This is a genomic window from Streptomyces sp. NPDC058375, assembly GCF_042723425.1.
GTDB lineage: Bacteria > Actinomycetota > Actinomycetes > Streptomycetales > Streptomycetaceae > Streptomyces > Streptomyces durocortorensis.
Genome location: NZ_JBHXJG010000001.1, coordinates 112,342 through 129,012 on the forward strand (window position 1 = coordinate 112,342; position 16,671 = coordinate 129,012).

Below are 16,671 nucleotides of genomic sequence, written 5' to 3' on the forward strand. Positions count from 1 at the left end.
TCCCTCGTCATGGCGGAGCCCCGCTCAACCATCGGTGACATGCGCGCTGATCAGATCGAGCCGGTTGGCGATCAGCTCGTTCTTCGCCTTCTGCTCCAAAGTGATCTTCCGAACGAACGAGTCCACCGTGCAGATGACCCACGGCAGAGCGTCACCGCCGGCCTGCGCAGCGATGGCCGCCCACGCGAGATGCTTGAAGTCGCGCATGGGAGCCCACGCGAAGCGCCGCTCCGTCTCCTCATCGTCCTCGTGGCGGATCGTCACGCGGAGCGGCTTGATGTCCAGGGTCTCGAGATCGACCGTCCAACCGGAACCAAGAGCCCTCACGACGAGCTCACTGACCGGAGTGGACGGCTTGGCTACGAGAGGGGCCCACTTGCCCACCCCGTAGGTGGCGCGGGTGTACTCCTTCATCGGCCTGTCCTTGAGCCACGGACGGACGTTCTCCGGCTTCCCGATGAACGGAAGGAGCCTTCCCCCTACCTCAGGGGCGGAGGTCCACGTCACGTAGTGACTGGTGCGTTCTGAATCCGGCAGGTAGATCCAGTTGAGGTCGGCCATCCGCTTGTAGAGAAGGCGCACGACTTCTTCTTCCAGGTCAGTGGGGATCGCGTACTTGCTCATTCGATTCCTGTCGTCAGAGGAAACTGGAGGCGGACCTCGTCCGCCTTGGTCTCAAGGTCTGCCGCGTCCTGAATCCAGTGGTCCATCAGAGACCCGACAGTTTCGTCGCTGAACTGGATACGGGAGGCGTGCGGCATTCGTACGCGCAGATGCTCGCTCTCCTGGGCCTCCTGCGCCTCCAGCGATCGCCGGAGTTCCAAGGTCGCCGCCACCCTGCGGATGTCGGTCACGAAGTCGAGGACACGCAGGGCTTCCTTGCCGGGGCTGAGCCGAAGTCCACGCCCGAGTTGCTGGACGAAGATCCGCCGGCTGTGCGTGACGCGCAGGAACGCGATGAGGTTGACGTCCGGGACATCGACCCCCTCGTTGAAGACGTCGACGCACGTGATCACCGGCACGCGGCCGAGCCGGAACTCGTTCAGCAGAATCTGGCGTCGCTGCCGCGGTAGTCCGCTGTGCAGGAACGACGCGTTAGACCACGCCGAGTCTGACGTGGCGAACAATTGGGCCATGTGCTCGGCGTGTTCGATGGTCTGGCAGAAGACGATGGCCCTCGGGTTGGCCGTGGTTCGCCACGCCTCGCGGAAGTGCTCGATGATCTCCTCGTCGCGCTGCGGCAGGAACAGTGACTTGTTGAGATCCTTGATCGACTGTCCGTGAACGCTGGCGTCCCTGACCGCGTTCCAGTCGACGTTGTCGACGTACAGCCGGTAATTGACGGCGGACAGGTAACCGGCGGCCATGCCTTCCGCGATGCCCATCTTGAAACTCGGGTACCGGAAGCGTGAGGTGATGTCAAACTTGTCGCCTCGCCAAGGTGTCGCCGTCACGCCGAACTGCTCAGCATTCCCACACAGATCGAGCAATTCCGCAAACCTGCCGGTCTCGGCCACGTGGTGGGTCTCATCGATCATGATCAGGTCGGGTCGGTAGCCCACGCGCACGGCACCGAGAACGGACTCAACGGTTCCGACGACGACTCCGTCGAGGCTTTCGGGTCGACTGTCCCCAGTGAGCAACCGCGTGGGAACGGACTTGGGGATGTGCCGCCACATCGCCTTCTCAAGCTGTGCGACGAGTTCCTTCATGTGCGCGACGACGAGAATACTGGCAGCCGGATTGACCTTGAGGTGACGGCTGATGATCTCCCCGCCCACAACCGTTTTGCCGAGCCCAGTCGCGAGCACGAGCAGGGCAATGCCGTTCGCGCCGAGATCTCGGACCACCGCGTCCGCAGCCTCAGCCTGATAGGGGCGCAAGGCGTACTTCGCGGGAACCGTCTCAGGCATCTGGTCCCCGATGGAACCCAGCGTCGCGCCGTGCCACAGGGAGATCGGCACACCGACTCCGTTGAGCACCACGCGGCGGGCTTCCGCCGCCGCGTTGAGGTCGGTGTTGGTGATCAGGACAGCCTTGTCCGCGCGGTACCACGTACGCGCCCGCTCCAGGTCGTCTACGCCGCTGCGGTCGACCTTCCCGCCCGCCTTCCACTTGCACTGGAAGACCCACTGCTCCCGACCTCGTACTGCCAGGAGATCCGCGCCGTGGTCGCCGGCGCCGTCAATGACACGCACGTCGTTGAAGCCGAGGTGCCAGAGGGTCCGCTCCACGGCGTGCGTGAGACCAGCGGGCCCTCCCTTCAGCAGCTCGTCAGCCGAGAGGAAGACGGCGCTCACTTCTCCTCCGCGAGGTCGTCGGCCAGCAGGCGGATGCTCAGTCTCGTGCGCAGCAGCTGGTTTGGGAGGCTGCTCCCCGCGAAGGTCGCCTGGGTCGCGACGTCGGAGAGGTAGCCGACCGTCCGCGCGAGGCTAAGCCGCCGCGCGGACGCGGACGCGACACCCTCGTAGATGCCTTGGAAAACCCGGTTGTCCATGAACGCCGCCGGCAGCGACTCGACGAGATGGACCAGGAACAGCGCCGGTACGTGGAGCAGGAACTCTCCGTTCGCACCGAGGTCGGCCGTACGGGTCACCTTTCCGTTGGCGATCATGGCATGCTCGGTGGCGGTCAGTTCGTCGGGCGAGAGAAAGTGATACGCCTTCTTCGCCTCACCAGTGCGGTCCAGTTCCGACGCCATGCGGTGACGGATCTCCGCCAACAGGTCCTGGGCCTCGGCACTGATCATCTGGGCGTCCAGAGCGGTGGCAGGCAGTGACTCCGCCCGGATCGCCGCGATGAGTTCGGAGTGGCTCCATTCCGTCTCCGCCCGCACCCTGAGCAGCACAGCGATCTCCGCGAGCAGAAGGTCCGCCGGGTCCGCGCCGAACTTCTGGAAGATGGAGTGATCGAGGTCGAGGAACGCCACGAGGCTGTTGCCCGCGCGCTGGTCGAGCAGGACGGGGGTGGGGTGCAGGTTCTCGTCGGTCAGACGTCCTCCCGCCGTCAACTGACGGGCCTCGACCTCGACGAAACCGACGCGCGGGTGACCGAAGGAGCGACTCAGTGCCGGGTAGGTGGTCGAGCTCTCCATGTAGCGCGTAACGCGTTCCTGCCGGGTCTCCTTGCGCTCCTCTGCGGCCGGTGAGGCGGAAGTAGCTGAGGTGCTGTCCTCCGAGGACTGCGCCCCGGATTCGGACTTCGACTCGTCTGGCCCCGGAACGGCCGTGGTGCTTTGGGTGCCCGCCCCGTTAAAACCGAGCGCTTCCATCACCGCGTCCTCATCCGGCCGTCCCGGGGTCACGGCGGCAGCCTTCACGTTCTTGCCCCGGCTCTTAGCCGCCTCGTGGTCCTCGACCGCCTGCCACCAGCGCTCATCGGTCTCGTAGTCGGGGTTGCCCCGGTGGAACTCCTGCCCCCACCGCCGGGTGTCTTCGTGCATCGGCTTGCGTCCGTCACCCGGGACCAGGTACCGGAGGCCAGCGTCGTTACGACGGAAACCCTTGAAGAGGAGTGCGAGCGGACTGGTGTTCTCCTCGTACTCGAGGTTCGCCGCGCGCTGGGGCAGCAGCGGTGCGACCCCCCTGACGATCTCGACCGCCGATCGCCAGCTGCGGTCGCCGTACTCGAAAGCGTCCTTCTGGTAGGTGACCGGGACGTGGTCGAGGTGAATCTCCCCGATGATGCGGCCGCCCTGGTGGGCGAGGTCCACCGGGTACTCCGGCTCCTCGTTGCCCACCGCGCCGTCCGGGTTGCGCCAGGTGAAGAGCTGCTTGTCCCAGCGGAGGATCTTGCGACCGTTGCGCAGGAAGTCGATCCCGTAGTCGTTCTTGTGCATGTACCGCTGGATGCCGAGCCACCCGTGCACCCGGCGCTCGCGAATGGTGAGCCGGTCGCTCCCGCAGTCCTCACAGGCATCCCGATCGGTGAGCTGCCACTGCCCGCAGTCGCCGCAGGCGAGACCGTTCTCCAGCTTCTGGTCGATCTCGATATAGGCGGGGATCCGCTCCTTGTTGTTGTAGAGGACCGAGCGGTCCTCACCCCAACGGCAGTGCCGGACGGGCTTCACCTGGAAGCCGCCGACCCACAGCTCGAACGGACGGTTCAGGAACATCCACGAGTAGACCTGTCCCAGGATGTTGCGCAAGGCCGCGCCGTTCTTGTTCAGCCACCGAGCGCGCGCGGGGTGCAGGCGACTGATGACGATGCGGGTGCCGTGCTCGTTCGGGTCGGCCTTCGGCTCCGTGATGTCCTCAGCCTCGAAGTCGTCACCGATGCGGTCCAGGTCGATCTCCACGCCGATCCACTCGGTGTCGCCCTGCCGCGTGGTCAAGACGCGCGTGCGCTTCCCGAGCCGGGCCGTCGAGACGTTGAACCCCATGCCGAAGAGACCGAGCTTGTCGTGCATGTCGTTGCCCGACCAGCCGGCCCTCACGGCCCGTTCCAGGCGGTCGTACGTCATGCCGCGCCCCGTATCGGTGATCACGAGCTGCCCCTGGGCGGAGTCGGGGAGTTCGACGCTGACGCGATACCCGCCTGCCCAGGGAGCCCCGGACCGGTTGATCTCCGTGAAGTCGTCGAAGGCGTTGTCGATCAGCTCCGCGATGCACTGCCACTCGTCGAACTCGATCTCACCCAGCATGCGCAGCACACGCGCGGAAGGAGTGATCTTCATAGGTGGACGGCCCTCCTGCCTCGTCTCGCGAAGACACGCCGAAGTAAGCCCTGCCGCGGGCAGCGCTTCGGAGCGCGGCTCGATAGAACCGTACGCGTGATGAAGACAGTAGAGGACAGCACTGACATTCCGCGCCAAGTTAGTTGCGAATCCGTCCACTTGAGGACGGAGGGCATGTCGCGCGGTGCGACCATCGGATCTTCACAACCGCAACGCAACCCGGCGCTCCGCGGGACTGGTGGCGGCCGCCGGCAGCCGCCTGGGAAACTGACCCCGTGATCCGTGAACCCGCCGAGGTATCTGTAGAGCGCGATGGGCGTGTCGAACTGCCGTTGGGGCTGCTGGCCGAGGCCGGCATCAACGTTGGCGAGGACCTGCTCGCTTTCAGCGAGGGAGACGGCCGCATCGTCCTCCGCCGCGCGTCAGACGCGATCAACGATCTCCTGAATCAGGGAACGCCGTGATCCTCCTGCACCGCAAAGTCGCGGACGACCGCGGCAACCCGACGCGCAGCTCGCACAGGGTCTTCGTGTTCCCAGATTCTGATGGCACGCCAGCCCGCCTCTACCAAGAGCTGGTCGGTTTGGGCGTCCCTGGCCCGGTTTCCATCGATCTTGGCGCGCCAGAAGTCACTGTTCGTGCGTGCTGGACGGCAGTGATCAGGGCACCCGTGCCAGAAGCACCCGTCCACGAAAACTGCGACTCGGGCGCGCGTGAAGACGAGGTCGGCGGTTCGCCGTACTCCGGGAAGCGGCCGCGCCGACACTCGGTAGCGTAGACCTTCGCGGTGCAGCAGTGACCTGATACGAAGTTCTGGTGTCGTGTCACGGCCTCGGTTTCCGCGCATCGTTGACCGCGTGGCAGGGGACGACGCCCACGACCCTTCAGGGAGAGGGCGCTCTCCAACCATTTCCCTGGCAGTGGCGATCTGCCAAGCCTGTTCAAGATTCGCCGCACGCGTCAGGTGCTCCACCTCTCCGACATACAGGGCAGGCGAACGCCCGTCTTCCGACCAACGGAGATAGGCCCTGATCCGACGAGTCCGGGGCAACAACTTCAGCGTGATCGAGGCCAGCGCGTAGTCGCCGTCTTTACGCTTGACATAGCGAACCTCCCGACCACCCGCGGCGCGATCCTGCTCGGCGACAATCGCCTTCCTGGTCCGTCCCTGCCGTCCCCGCCAAGCTCTCTCGGGCGGCGGCTTGTCCTTCCAGCCGACTTGCTGGGATCCGGCGGCGTCGTTCACGAGCGCCGTTCCGCGTCGTCGAGGGCTTTCGCGACAGCGCTGGTGAACACCTCGCCCAGCTTCACGGGAACCGCGTTACCCAACTGCCTCATGCGTTCACCTCGCGGACCCGCCATGCTCCAGCCATCACCGAATGTCATGACTCGGGCAGTCTCGCGCACCGTCATATACCGGTGCTCGGGGCGCAGCTGGCCGGTCTTCTCGTCGCGCACCAGGTTGTCGAGCTGCACGACCGACTCGCCACCGGGCACACCGTGCACACCGGCCTTGACTGTCTTGGCCGGCCGGTCAAGTTCATTGGGCGTGTGCCCGTCGTAGATCCTGGCTCCAGGCCACCCGATGTGGTCGGGGAATCCGCCCTGTTCCGTCGCCTTGTCCAACATGCTCGTGTTGATCCTGGGGAGCCCCACTAGGGCGTCTCGAAGGGTGAGCCAGGGTTGGAGCTCCTCATCCCCACTCTCGAACGACAACTGCTCATTCTCGTAGCGCGAGGTCACCAGATCGATGACGCGCTTCGGAATCTTGGCGCCCGCCTGCTTGTGGCGGTCCCAGTAGGAGCCCTCAAGGATCGTGTGGGCGAGGGCCGCACGAGAGTGGGTACGCGCGACAGCACGCTTGACCAGATCCGGGTCGACGCCCAGGTCAGCGCGGAACGCGAGGAGGATCACCCGGTTGCGAATTTGCGGCACCCCGTAGTTGGCGGCGTTCACATCGTGTTGCGTGACCGTGTAGGTCTCCGCCGGATCGGTGTCCTTCGCGTCAAGCCGCTCCCGCAACGCCTGGTCGTGCTGCTGCCACGTGGCGCCCTTTCGGCGCTTCACGGACGGCAGCGAGAGCTCGCGCTTGATGTACTCGAAGTAAGGGTTGAAGGACGGGCGGAGCAGCCCTCGGACGTTCTCACAGATGACGGCCTTGGGACGGATCTCACGAACCGCCCGGAACATCTCCGGGAACATGTTCCTCTCGTCCTCGTCACCCTTGGCGACCCCACCAAGGCTGAACGGCTGGCATGGTGGCCCGCCGGCCAGAAGGTCAACATTGCGATCCCTGAGGAAGCGCATGTTCAACCTTCGGACGTCTCCGGTGACCAGGGGGGGGTAGTGGAGCCGCTCAACAGCGCCTGCGGCGTCGAGGCCCTCCGCACGTTGCTCATCGATCTGGTCCAACCACTTCGCCAGCACATCGGAGTCGACATCCGCAGGAAACGCGTCGAAGCGATTGCCCTCAAGCGTCTCGCACGCCCTCTTAGCGAACTCGTTCAGCAGCAGGTGTCGGAAGCCGGTGTTCGTGCTGGCTTGGACCAGCCCGCCCCCGCCCGCGAAGAGCTCTACCGACGTCCGTTGCATTTTCCACTCCTAGCAGTTCAGTGCAGCCAAAACCATACCGCGGAGTAGTGCCGATTGTGACCCATGAGCCGAGGAGAATCGTGTGCAGTCGTAGGATCCGCAGCGGCGGAGGCCGAAAGAACAACGGCGACAGTAGTCGGCGCCTGTTCACCGGACAGGGCTCTCGTGCCTTGGGAAGCTGGGCCTCGTTCCGCGGTATGAGGGTGCGGACGCGGTTCGCAAGTGCAGACCGCGGAGCCCCCGCCCTGTGTAGAAACTCGTATCGACCGTGCCAGTGCCAGTCGGCCTCGAGAAGAGTCCCGTTCGTGGCCAGGCTTGTGCGAGGAACGCCCCGGGCAGAGAGCTCGCATGGGTGATCTCATCAAGGAATGGGCGACGCAGGTCGCGGAGACAGAACTCAGCGGCACGCTTCCCCAGAGGTGGGCGCACACACAGGGAGTAGCTGAACGCGCGGTCGAAGTAGGCGACACTCTCGGCCGGGACGTCAGCCTTCTCGTCGCCGCCGCCACGCTGCACGACGTCGGCTACGCGCCGCGGCTGGTCGTGACGGGGTTCCATCCACTGGACGGAGCACGGTTCCTTCGGGACGAGCATCGAGCCGACGAGCGTTTGGTACGGCTGGTGGCGAACCACTCGTTCGCGCTCCTGGAAGCGGAGGAGCGGGAGCTCCGGAAGGAGCTAGCAGGTGAGTTCCCATTGCTGGAGGAGCCGCTGCTGGTGGACGCCCTCGTGTACTGCGACATGACGACCACGCCTGACGGCGACCGAACCACCGCGCAGGACCGGGTCGCGGAGATCCGCAGCCGCTACGGGGACGACAGCGTGGTCGGGCGGTTCATCCGCCGGGCGGCTCCGGAGATCTTTGCCTCCGTGGAGCGGGTGGAAGCCGCCTTGGCGGCTCAGCCGAGGTAGGGGTAGGTGCCGGCGAGGTAGTCCCCGATCTGCTGGCGCATGCTCGGGTGGATGTCGTACTGGTCGAGGTCGGCCGGTTGAACGAAGCGGACGCCGTCGGCCTCGTCGTTGATCGTGGGAACTCCGCCGACGGGTCGGCCGATATAGGTGTTCTCGTACTGCTGGCGGATCTCGCCATCGGTGTACGCGACGATGTGGTTCGGGTTGGTGTAGACGCCGAGAAACCCGGTGAGCTCCGCGATGATCCCGGTCTCCTCCAAGCACTCGCGCACCGCGCACTCGGCCGCGGTCTCGCCGATGTCCTGGGCTCCGCCGGGGAGAGCCCACTGGCCGGTGTCGCGGCGCCGCTGGAGGAGGATGGCGCCGGTCTCGTCGGCGACGAGCAGGTTGCTGGCCGGGATGAGGGTGTTCGCCTTCGGGGCAGAGGGGTCGTTGTAGTACTCAGTCCTGCCCATGGTCAGCGGTCCTCTCCTGGTCGGGTGCCCATTGCCTCGCTGCGGCCCAGACGGCGTCGAAGCTTTCAGCGTAGTTGTCGAACCACCCTGTATCGCCTGCCCTCTTGAGGTGCAGGAGGGGGTTGGCGCTGGCCGGTTGGCCCCAGATGTGTGGGTTGACGAGCAGGTTGTCGTCGTAGCGGAACATGGACGTGTAGAGGGTGGTGTCGTGGAGTCGTACGCCGCACCCGGCCTCGCCCAGCAGCGGGCGGTAGTACGTCAGTGAGGCGCGGATCTTGGCGGCGAGGGTGTCGCCGATTCCCTCTTCGCGACCCCGTACGGCGACGGCCTGCCCGTCGGGATCGCCGAAGCACAGGCGAACCCGCACGCCGTCGGCGGCGCGCTCGGAGAGCATCTTGGCGACGTGAGGGTTGGACTGAGCGAAGAAGGTGCCGGAGAAGACGAGGACGCCGATCTCGTGCCGAGCCTCTCGCAGCAGTGCGAGCCATACGTCCCGGGGCACGCTGGCTCGGTTCTGGTAGGTGCCGACCAGCTCGGTGCCTAACCCGTCCCTCGGCCGGCCTGGGCGCTTGGACGGCTCGGGCCAGAGAAAGGTCTCTTCGACGCGCAGGTGTCGCGCGACGCGGAAGCGGTGCCGTGCATGGGGAATCCGTCCGCCCAGCCATCGGCTGACCGTCTTGGGATCTACCTCGCAGATCTCGGCGAGAGCATCGGGCGAGATGCCGCGTTGGCCGAGCACGGTACGCAGTCGGTTGTTCACAGCAGCCATCGAATCGGCACGGCGCGTGATCGCGCAAGGACGTTTTGGGACGCAGTCCGCTGTAGTGGAACCTCGCGGACTGCCTACTCTGGCGGCATGGAGCTCTTCGTCCTGTGGGACATCGACCACACCCTCATCGAGAACGCGGGGGTCAGCAAGGAGATCTACGCCGCTGCCTTTCGTGCCCTCTCAGGTCGGGAGCCCACGGAGCCCGCGCGTACTGAGGGGCGTACGGATCGGCTGATCATGCGCGACATGTTCGTCCGCGAAGGGCTACCCGTGCCCGACTGGCCCTTCGTCGAGACGGCGCTCGCCAAGGCAGGGGAGGCGCGCCTGGAGGAGCTGCGCAGGCGTGGGACCGCCCTGCCCGGTGTGCACGACGCCCTGAAAGCCGCCTCGGCTCAGACCGGTTGGGTCTCCTCCGTGCTCACCGGCAACATCTCCGCCAACGCCCGTGTGAAGCTTGCCGCGTTCGGGCTCGACTCCCTGCTTGATCTACCGGTCGGCGCCTACGGAGCGGACGCCGAACTCCGCCCCCACCTGGTCGCTGTCGCCCGCGAGCGCGCTCAACGGCTTCATGGTGTTGCGGCCGACATCCCCACCGTCCTCGTGGGGGACACCCCTCGTGACGTGGAGGCGGCTCTGACCACAGGCTCCGGCGTCCTCGCCGTGGCCTCCGGCATCCACACCCAGGAGGAACTGACCGCCGCCGGAGCCGTCGAAGTCCTGCCCGACCTGTCGGACACGAAGCGTGTACTCGGCATCCTGGGGTCCTTCGCAGGTCACTGAAAACGTCCCCGGACGTCCTTGGACCGTCCCCGAACGCGGTGTCGAGGTCCCCGAGCAGAAGGCCACTATCAGGCTCCCACCAGGCAACCAGCCGAAGGAGCCGAAGTGATCGAGGAAGTCACCGGGATCAAGAAGATCCGCATGCTGTACCTGCAGCTGCTCTACCGCTGCAACTTCACGTGCTTGCACTGCTTCCACGGCAAGCGGCTTCAGTACGCCGACGCCTTCACCGTCGAGGAAGCCGCGGATCTCCTCACCCTGATGCGGGACGAGTACGGCACCGAGGCCGTGACCCTGCTCGGCGGGGAGCCCTTCGTCCACCGGGACCTCGCGCAGGTCGTCCGCCACGCCAAGGAGGAACTGGGCCTGCGCGTCGAGATCTGCACCAACGGGTACCGCATCGAGCGCCGCCTGACCGAGATCGCCCCCTCGCTGGACCTACTCAGGGTTTCGCTGGAGGGCGTCGGGTCGACCAACGACGGTATCCGAAAGCAGGGCAGCTACCAGAGTGCCCTGGAGGCGCTCCGGCTGGCTCGGGATCTCGGCGTTCCGACCGGTGCGACCATGACCGTCACCACGCGAAACATCGCCGAAGTCCTGCCCCTCGGACGGGCCTTGGCGGGACTCGGGGTCCGGCAGCTCAAGCTCCACCACCTGCGGCCGGTCGGCAACGCCGCCGATCATCCCGAGCTGCTGGTCACCTCCCCTTCCGCCTACGGCCGGCTCCGGGACGAGCTGGCGTCAGCCGATCTGCCCTTGGAGGTGATCGTCGACGAGGACCTCTCCGAGGACGGTGCCCCGCAGGTGTGCGCCCCCTCCGATGGTCATCGCGAAATCGACCGCATCGAGGTCGACCCGCGCGGTGCGCTGACCATGTCCTGCAAGGCCGTGGGCAAGGACGCGCACGCCTTCTGGTACGAGAAGGCGGCAGGACGCATCGTCCACAAGCCCTCGTCCGTCGACGAACTCACCCTCGCGGTACCGGACGTGGTGTACGGCCGTGCCTGATCACCCGCGCTTCGAGAGCCTGGAGGGATTACGCGGCACCGGCAAATCCACTCTGGCGCCCATGCTCGCCGCCGCCCGGCAGGCCGTCCTCGTCGCTACCGTCCCGCTGCCCTACCAGCCGCTCAGACAGGCGTTGGACGAGCGGACGAACGTAGAGGCACGGATGTGCTTCTACCTCTCTGGCCTGTTCACCGCGGCCGAGGAGATCCAGCACCACCTCGACGCCGGCATCTCGGTCGTCGTCGAGAGCTACTTCGCCCGGTGCCTCACCACTCACCGGGCCTTGGGGGCACGGCTCGGTATCACCCTGCCGAGTTGGCTGCCGACACCCGCTACGTACCACCTCGTCTGCGACGAGGACGAGAGACAGCGTCGACTCGCTGGGCGGAACAAGCCGGTGTCGCGGTGGGACTCACTGATCGAGACCGTTACGGACCGGGTGACGGACGCCTACGCCTCGTTCCCCATGCATCGCGTCGACACCACGGGGCGCAGTCCCGACGAGGTTCTCCGAGTGATCATGAATACCGATACGCAAGGAGCGCACTCCCATGCAGACCCAAAGCCTGTGGGAGCACACCCTCACGTTCTTCCCGCAGTTCCTCGCCACGTTGCGGGAACGTGTCGCCCCTGACGCCACCGTCGCGGTGGTCGGCGCGAGCGACGGCAAGTTCGTCCTGCCCCTCGCCGCCGCCGGCTACCGCGTCGTCGCCGTCGAACGTGACGCGGTCGCCCTCCATGGGGGCGACGTCCACCTCCCGGGTGACAGCCAGGCCCACGCGTTGGGACTGATCGATCGACTGAGGCTCGAAGAACTCCACGAACGCGTCGAGGTCGTTGAGGACGACTTCCTGGACGGTGAACCTCTGGGCCTGCAGTGCGACGCGGTCTGGACGAGCTGCTCGTGGCACTACAGTGCCAACCACCACCGCCCGCTCGGCGAGTTCGTCGACCGCATGCAGCGCCTGGTCCGCCCGGGCGGTGTGTTCGGCGCGGAGTTCATGATGCCCGTCGAAAGACGCCACCACATGATCGAGCACTACACCTCCCCGGAACGCCTTCACCCCCACTTCATCGGCGACTGGGAGGTACTGCTCACTCTACGCACCACCGAGTTCACCGAGCGGCCCCACGTCGGCCAGCTGCACGACCACACCCACCGCATGGGCCTGCTGCTCGCGGCCCGGACGTCCACCCTCACCGACCACTTCTGAGAGAAGGCCCCATGAAGCACGAGTACGAGGCGAAGTTCCTGGCCGTGGACGTCGCCGGCCTCCAGACCAGGCTGAGCGCCCTCGGTGCCGTCCAGGCTTTCCCCCGCACGCTCCTCACCCGCAAGATTTTCGAGAACGACTCCCTCGACGGCGGGGCCTGGATTCGGCTGCGGGACGAGGGCACCCGATCGACGCTCACGCTCAAGCAGGTCACCGACGCCACGACGATCGACGGCACCAAGGAGATCGAAACCGAGGTCACCGACCTGCACGCCATGGCCGACATCCTGCGCCGGGTCGGCCTCACCGAGGTCCGGTACCAGGAGAACTACCGCGAGGAATGGCGCCTGGGCGAGGTCGCCTTCGACTTCGATAGCTGGCCGGACCTTCCCACCTTTCTGGAGATCGAAGGACCCGACGAGGCGTCGGTGCGCCAGGCCGCCGCGCTGCTGGACCTCGACTACTCCGAGGCCCGGTTCGGCAGCGTAGACGAGATCTACAAGAGCGAGTCCAGCCGCGACATCCTCGCCGAGCCCACGCTCCTGTTCTCCGAAGCCGAGAAGCAGAAAGACGCTTCTCCTGCGACTCAGGACCGTTGATCACGGAGGGAGAGAGCGATGCTGACGGAAGTCGCCCTACAGCACAGGGTGATCCCCGGGATCGCCGAGTTCGCCCGAGGAGGACTCCCCGCACCGGCGGCCACCGACGACGGCAACGAGTGGGTCGACGGACTCTGCTGGCTCTACTGCGGGCAGCGGTGGACGCGCGTCCTGTGGATCGGTCCCGCCAGAGTCGCCGGGGCCCAAGCCCCGATGTACGCGTGCGGCGCCTGCATCGGCGAGCTGCAGGAACGGGTCTGGCAATCCTTCTTCAACGAGAGCCGCCCGGCCGGCTCCACGCGGCCGAGCGAATCCGCCGAGGTGGGGCAGTCGACCTCCGGCAGGAGAACGGGCAAGCATCGGGGCGAGAGCAGGCTCTTCCGCCGTAGTTAAGCCCCCGCCCCGGTCACGCTGGTGCCCGCTGTCCCCCGCAGCGAGAGCCCGTGGCCGGGGCGGTTGGCGTGCGTGCCTTCGGCGGAAGCCCCGAGAGAACAGCCTGACAACACAGCGACCGTTTCACGTCCACCGATACGGTCTTCCCTGCCATCCTGGGCCTCTTGGAGGAGCAGTCGTGACGCAGCAGACCACGGACAAGCAGCCGGGCATCGCCGCCGCCATCGTCGTTCACGAGGGCGGCGTGCTCATGGTCCGCCGCCGGGTGAGCGAGGGGCAGCTCTCCTGGCAGTTCCCCGCCGGGGAGGTCGAGCCCGGCGAGGAACGTGAGGCCGCCGCCGTACGGGAGACCCGGGAAGAGACAGGGCTGACCGTGGAGGCGGTCAAGCTGCTCGGCGAGCGCGTTCACCCCAAGACGGGCCGCCTCATGTCCTACACCGCCTGCCAGATCCTGGGCGGCACGGCTCACGTCGCCGATACCGAGGAGCTTGCCGAGCTTGCCTGGGTCACCCTCGGCGACATCCCGGAGTACGTGCCGTACGGGCTGTTCGAGCCGGTGCAGGACTACCTCGACGGTGCCTTGTCCGCGTAGACCGCTCCGAGCTCCGGCGGGGAACTGCGGGCGAGCACCAAAGCTCCACGACTTACTGGGTCTTGCCTGGATGCAGGGCTCCGTGCCAACGAACGCCTCCCCCCTCACAGACGTGGACGGTGCTTCTGTTCCGCCGGGACCGCCGACCGTGCGGGCTCAGCCACACCGGCCGATAGTGCAGTCGCGGACAGTCGCATGGTCGTAGTCCTGCGGGCGGCTTCGGCGCGGGGGTTGGGTGCGGGGTTGCGGCTGGTGTGCTGGATGCGCGTGATCAGGACGCGGGCGGGCTGGCGGGCGCTCGTGAGTTCGCGCTGAGCGGCGGCTTCCTTGAGGAGCTGGTGGGGTTTGTGGCCGCCTGCTTCGGCGTCGGCGAGGACGGTGGCGAGGGCCGGCCAGGCGGGGTCGGTGAGGATTCGGTCGGCGTGGTCGGGGACGGCGGCCCGGACGTCATGGGCCAGGGTTCGGCTGGCCTGGTCGCTCGGCTGACGAGCGGCGAGGTTGTCGATGACCGGGACAAGGGCGTGGTCGGCGGCGGTATGTAGGTGATGCAGGGCCTGACGGGCGGCTTCGGCCTGGTGGGCATGGTTCTTTACCTCGTGCCAGCGGGTGGCGATGATTGTGGCCCAGACGAGGGCGGCGAGCAGGGCGGCGAAGGTGCTGCCATCGGGGCCGGTGGCGGTGTGGGCGATGTCGCGGGTCGCGCGGCGCAGGGTACGGGCGGCCTGGTTCTCAGCGCGGATCTGGGAGCGCTGGGCGCGGGCGAATGTCCGTGCTGCGATTCGCAGTTCGGCTCGGGAGTGGTCAGGTGCCCTCTGCGCGGTGGCCTCGATGAGTTCGCCGAGCGCCGTGATGTGGGCCTGGGCGTGGGTGTCGTCGGTCATGCCTTGGTGGAGGGTGTCGAGGGCGTCGGTGGCCTGGTGCCAGGGGGTGGTGGGGCGCTGTCGGCGTGCGGTGGGGTGTTCTTCCGGTGCGGTGGTTTCCAGACGGGCCTTGAGCTTGGGGAGGGTGAGGTCGGGGGCGATCCTTCCGCCGGGGTGGAAGATCTGTTTCCCGTCCTTGTTGAGGTCGCCGGGGCGGCCGGCGGCGTAGCCGAGGAGATCTCCGGACGGTCCGCGGCGGGGTTTGATCGCGATGCCGTCGGCTTCGAGGTAGGCGAGGAGTTCCTCGGCGTTGCTGGCGTGGGGGATGGCGGCGCGGATGCGGTCCTGGAGCCAGTCACCGCTGGTCTGCTCCCAGCCGAGGCGTTGGGCCTTGTGCATCTCTGCCTGCGTGGGGCGCTTTCCAGCGGTGCGGTCGCCCTTCTTCAGCTGGCGCAGGCCGTAATCGGTCTCGACCTGGCGGCAGGCGTCGCCGACACGGATACCGCTGCCGTGGAGCTTGGGGCGGCGGCCGTCTTCGCGGACGGTGGTGGCGAGGATGTGGATGTGGTCATCCGCGTGGCGCACAGCAATCCAGCGGCAGCCGAGGTCGTCGCCGGGCGGGGCGATGCCTGCGGCTTCGACGATGCGCTGGGCGATGTCGGCCCACTCGGCATCGGAGAGGTGCCGGTCCTCGGGGGCTGCGCGGACGGGGCAGTGCCAGACGTGGTCGGTGATCTTCTTCCCGAACTCACTGTTCCGGAGATGCACCGGCTCGTCCAGGTGTTGGGCGAGCTGGGTGAGCGTGGCGTCCGGGTTCCGGCCGGGGTCGGGCATACCGAGCATCGCGAAGCCGGCGACGATGTGCGGGTCGAGGTGCTCGTCGTGGCGGCCGGGGCCGTAGAGGTAGGCGAGCAGGCCACGGGTGTTGGCTCCGGCCGGTTTGATGGCGGCTATCACGCGGCCTGCTCCTTCTCCGCCTCGGCGGGTTCACACAGGGCCCCGGCGAGCAGGTCCAGCAGGTGGTGCAGCTCATCGAGACGGTCACGTACGTCGGGCGGGGTGAGGTCGCTGTTGAGGGCGCGGGCAATCTGGTTGACGTTGACGCCGATCCGGTTGAGCTCGCGCAGCACCTGAGCGCGGAACATGTGGGTACGCCGGCGGTCCTCGGACAGCGGCAGGTTCGCCGTGAACCGACCGGTGATGAAGGCGAGGGCGATGTCCGCGGTGAAGCCGGATTCCCCTTTGTAGCCGTGCTCGGCTGCGGCCTCCTGGAGCGCGGCGTGCTCGTCTCCGGTGAAGCGCAACGGTCCGACACGGACGGTCCGCTTGGTGCCGGTGAAGCGGCGAATCGTCGGCTGCACGCTCTGCGGTGCTCGTTCGCCGACTGTCGGTTCGGTGGCAGGTGCGGGGCGAAGAATCTGCTGCTGGACGGCGTGGAGCTCGTCCCGGTCGGGGCCGCCCTCGGCCCCGGCCTCCCGGCCAAGCGCCCCCTGGCGCTGGGCCGACTCCGCCACCCCCGGGGCGGAGATCCCCGAAGACCGGCCTTGAGTCGGACTCGGGGTACTACTGGCTCCGCCCGGGGCCGTCCGCCCAAATGCCCGACGCAGTCGGGACAGCAGCGTACGGGGCTGTGCCGAGGCGGGCGGCTCAGCGGAGGTGTCGTCAGGTAGGTGTTGGCTGTGCTGCATAGAAGATGCTCCAGATGCGGCTCGGCGGACAGGATCACGGCGACCCGGTGGCGCGAGCCATCGCGTTGTCACGGGTGTGGGGATCTGCGGGGCGACCGGCGTGTGCTCGGGTGACCGGAAGGGTTCCGGTCCTG

18 protein-coding genes are annotated in these 16,671 nt (G+C 67.1%); 9 read left to right on the top strand and 9 right to left on the bottom strand.

The window, feature by feature from the left end; all coding sequences use genetic code 11:
• Positions 1-24: 24 nt before the first annotated feature.
• The 3 genes from ACFWM7_RS00530 to ACFWM7_RS00540 are packed head-to-tail and all read right to left on the bottom strand — an operon-like array spanning position 25 to position 4,675.
• Positions 25-624 (bottom strand): hypothetical protein, encoded by a 600-nt coding sequence (locus tag ACFWM7_RS00530; protein WP_383253349.1) that lies wholly within the window; start codon positions 622-624, stop codon positions 25-27.
• Positions 621-2,300: a DEAD/DEAH box helicase family protein gene (locus ACFWM7_RS00535; RefSeq protein WP_097963589.1), complete on the bottom strand. Its 1,680-nt coding sequence runs from the start codon at positions 2,298-2,300 to the stop codon at positions 621-623. Before ACFWM7_RS00535 ends, ACFWM7_RS00530 begins: the two co-directional genes overlap by 4 nt.
• Positions 2,297-4,675: an ATP-binding protein gene (locus tag ACFWM7_RS00540; RefSeq protein ID WP_383253352.1), complete on the bottom strand. Its 2,379-nt coding sequence runs from the start codon at positions 4,673-4,675 to the stop codon at positions 2,297-2,299. Before ACFWM7_RS00540 ends, ACFWM7_RS00535 begins: the two co-directional genes overlap by 4 nt.
• A gap of 275 nt (positions 4,676-4,950) precedes the next feature.
• Between ACFWM7_RS00540 and ACFWM7_RS00545 the strand changes: the two genes are divergently transcribed.
• Positions 4,951-5,139, top strand: coding sequence for a hypothetical protein (locus ACFWM7_RS00545; protein ID WP_093683249.1), 189 nt, complete (start codon positions 4,951-4,953; stop codon positions 5,137-5,139).
• On the opposite strand, the gene ACFWM7_RS00550 is transcribed toward ACFWM7_RS00545, so the two are convergent.
• On the bottom strand, positions 5,124-5,585 hold the full coding sequence (locus ACFWM7_RS00550) for a very short patch repair endonuclease (RefSeq protein ID WP_093683292.1): 462 nt from the start codon (positions 5,583-5,585) through the stop codon (positions 5,124-5,126). The two genes, ACFWM7_RS00545 and ACFWM7_RS00550, sit on opposite strands and share 16 nt — an antisense overlap.
• A 332-nt stretch (positions 5,586-5,917) precedes the next feature.
• On the bottom strand, positions 5,918-7,267 hold the full coding sequence (locus ACFWM7_RS00555) for a DNA cytosine methyltransferase (protein WP_383253356.1): 1,350 nt from the start codon (positions 7,265-7,267) through the stop codon (positions 5,918-5,920).
• Positions 7,268-7,615: 348 nt separating this feature from the next.
• Between ACFWM7_RS00555 and ACFWM7_RS00560 the strand changes: the two genes are divergently transcribed.
• Positions 7,616-8,179 (top strand): HD domain-containing protein, encoded by a 564-nt coding sequence (locus ACFWM7_RS00560; protein WP_229321379.1) that lies wholly within the window; start codon positions 7,616-7,618, stop codon positions 8,177-8,179.
• Here the strand turns inward: ACFWM7_RS00560 and ACFWM7_RS00565 are convergent.
• Together ACFWM7_RS00565 and ACFWM7_RS00570 are read right to left on the bottom strand one after the other, a co-directional pair.
• Positions 8,167-8,634 carry an NUDIX hydrolase gene (locus tag ACFWM7_RS00565; protein ID WP_018489396.1) on the bottom strand — a complete coding sequence of 156 codons (468 nt, stop codon included), beginning with the start codon at positions 8,632-8,634 and terminating at the stop codon, positions 8,167-8,169. The two genes, ACFWM7_RS00560 and ACFWM7_RS00565, sit on opposite strands and share 13 nt — an antisense overlap.
• Positions 8,621-9,394 (bottom strand): XRE family transcriptional regulator, encoded by a 774-nt coding sequence (locus ACFWM7_RS00570; RefSeq protein WP_383253359.1) that lies wholly within the window; start codon positions 9,392-9,394, stop codon positions 8,621-8,623. The genes ACFWM7_RS00565 and ACFWM7_RS00570 overlap by 14 nt, the downstream gene beginning before the upstream one ends.
• Positions 9,395-9,490: 96 nt before the next feature.
• On the opposite strand from ACFWM7_RS00570, the gene ACFWM7_RS00575 reads away from it, so the two are divergent.
• From ACFWM7_RS00575 to ACFWM7_RS00605, 7 genes are all read left to right on the top strand, one after another.
• Positions 9,491-10,183 carry an HAD family hydrolase gene (locus ACFWM7_RS00575; RefSeq protein ID WP_383253360.1) on the top strand — a complete coding sequence of 231 codons (693 nt, stop codon included), beginning with the start codon at positions 9,491-9,493 and terminating at the stop codon, positions 10,181-10,183.
• A 105-nt stretch (positions 10,184-10,288) separates the two neighbouring features.
• Positions 10,289-11,191: a radical SAM protein gene (locus ACFWM7_RS00580; RefSeq protein ID WP_383253362.1), complete on the top strand. Its 903-nt coding sequence runs from the start codon at positions 10,289-10,291 to the stop codon at positions 11,189-11,191.
• 61 nt (positions 11,192-11,252) lie between these two features.
• On the top strand, positions 11,253-11,825 hold the full coding sequence (locus tag ACFWM7_RS00585; protein ID WP_383253364.1) for a hypothetical protein: 573 nt from the start codon (positions 11,253-11,255) through the stop codon (positions 11,823-11,825).
• Complete coding sequence (locus ACFWM7_RS00590) at positions 11,743-12,405, top strand: class I SAM-dependent methyltransferase (RefSeq protein ID WP_383253366.1); 663 nt, start codon at positions 11,743-11,745, stop codon at positions 12,403-12,405. Before ACFWM7_RS00585 ends, ACFWM7_RS00590 begins: the two co-directional genes overlap by 83 nt.
• An 11-nt stretch (positions 12,406-12,416) precedes the next feature.
• Positions 12,417-13,004: a class IV adenylate cyclase gene (locus ACFWM7_RS00595; RefSeq protein ID WP_383253368.1), complete on the top strand. Its 588-nt coding sequence runs from the start codon at positions 12,417-12,419 to the stop codon at positions 13,002-13,004.
• An 18-nt stretch (positions 13,005-13,022) separates the two neighbouring features.
• Positions 13,023-13,397 (top strand): hypothetical protein, encoded by a 375-nt coding sequence (locus ACFWM7_RS00600; RefSeq protein WP_383253370.1) that lies wholly within the window; start codon positions 13,023-13,025, stop codon positions 13,395-13,397.
• 178 nt (positions 13,398-13,575) lie between these two features.
• Positions 13,576-13,989 carry an NUDIX hydrolase gene (locus ACFWM7_RS00605; RefSeq protein ID WP_383253372.1) on the top strand — a complete coding sequence of 138 codons (414 nt, stop codon included), beginning with the start codon at positions 13,576-13,578 and terminating at the stop codon, positions 13,987-13,989.
• Positions 13,990-14,093: 104 nt separating this feature from the next.
• Here ACFWM7_RS00605 and ACFWM7_RS00610 read toward each other — a convergent pair whose 3' ends face one another.
• Entirely contained in the window at positions 14,094-15,806 is a 1,713-nt protein-coding gene (locus tag ACFWM7_RS00610) for a relaxase/mobilization nuclease domain-containing protein (protein WP_383253374.1), read from the bottom strand.
• Positions 15,803-16,363, bottom strand: a complete 561-nt coding sequence (locus ACFWM7_RS00615) for a MobC family plasmid mobilization relaxosome protein (RefSeq protein WP_383253378.1) — start codon at positions 16,361-16,363, stop codon at positions 15,803-15,805. Before ACFWM7_RS00615 ends, ACFWM7_RS00610 begins: the two co-directional genes overlap by 4 nt.
• Positions 16,364-16,671 lie beyond the last annotated feature (308 nt).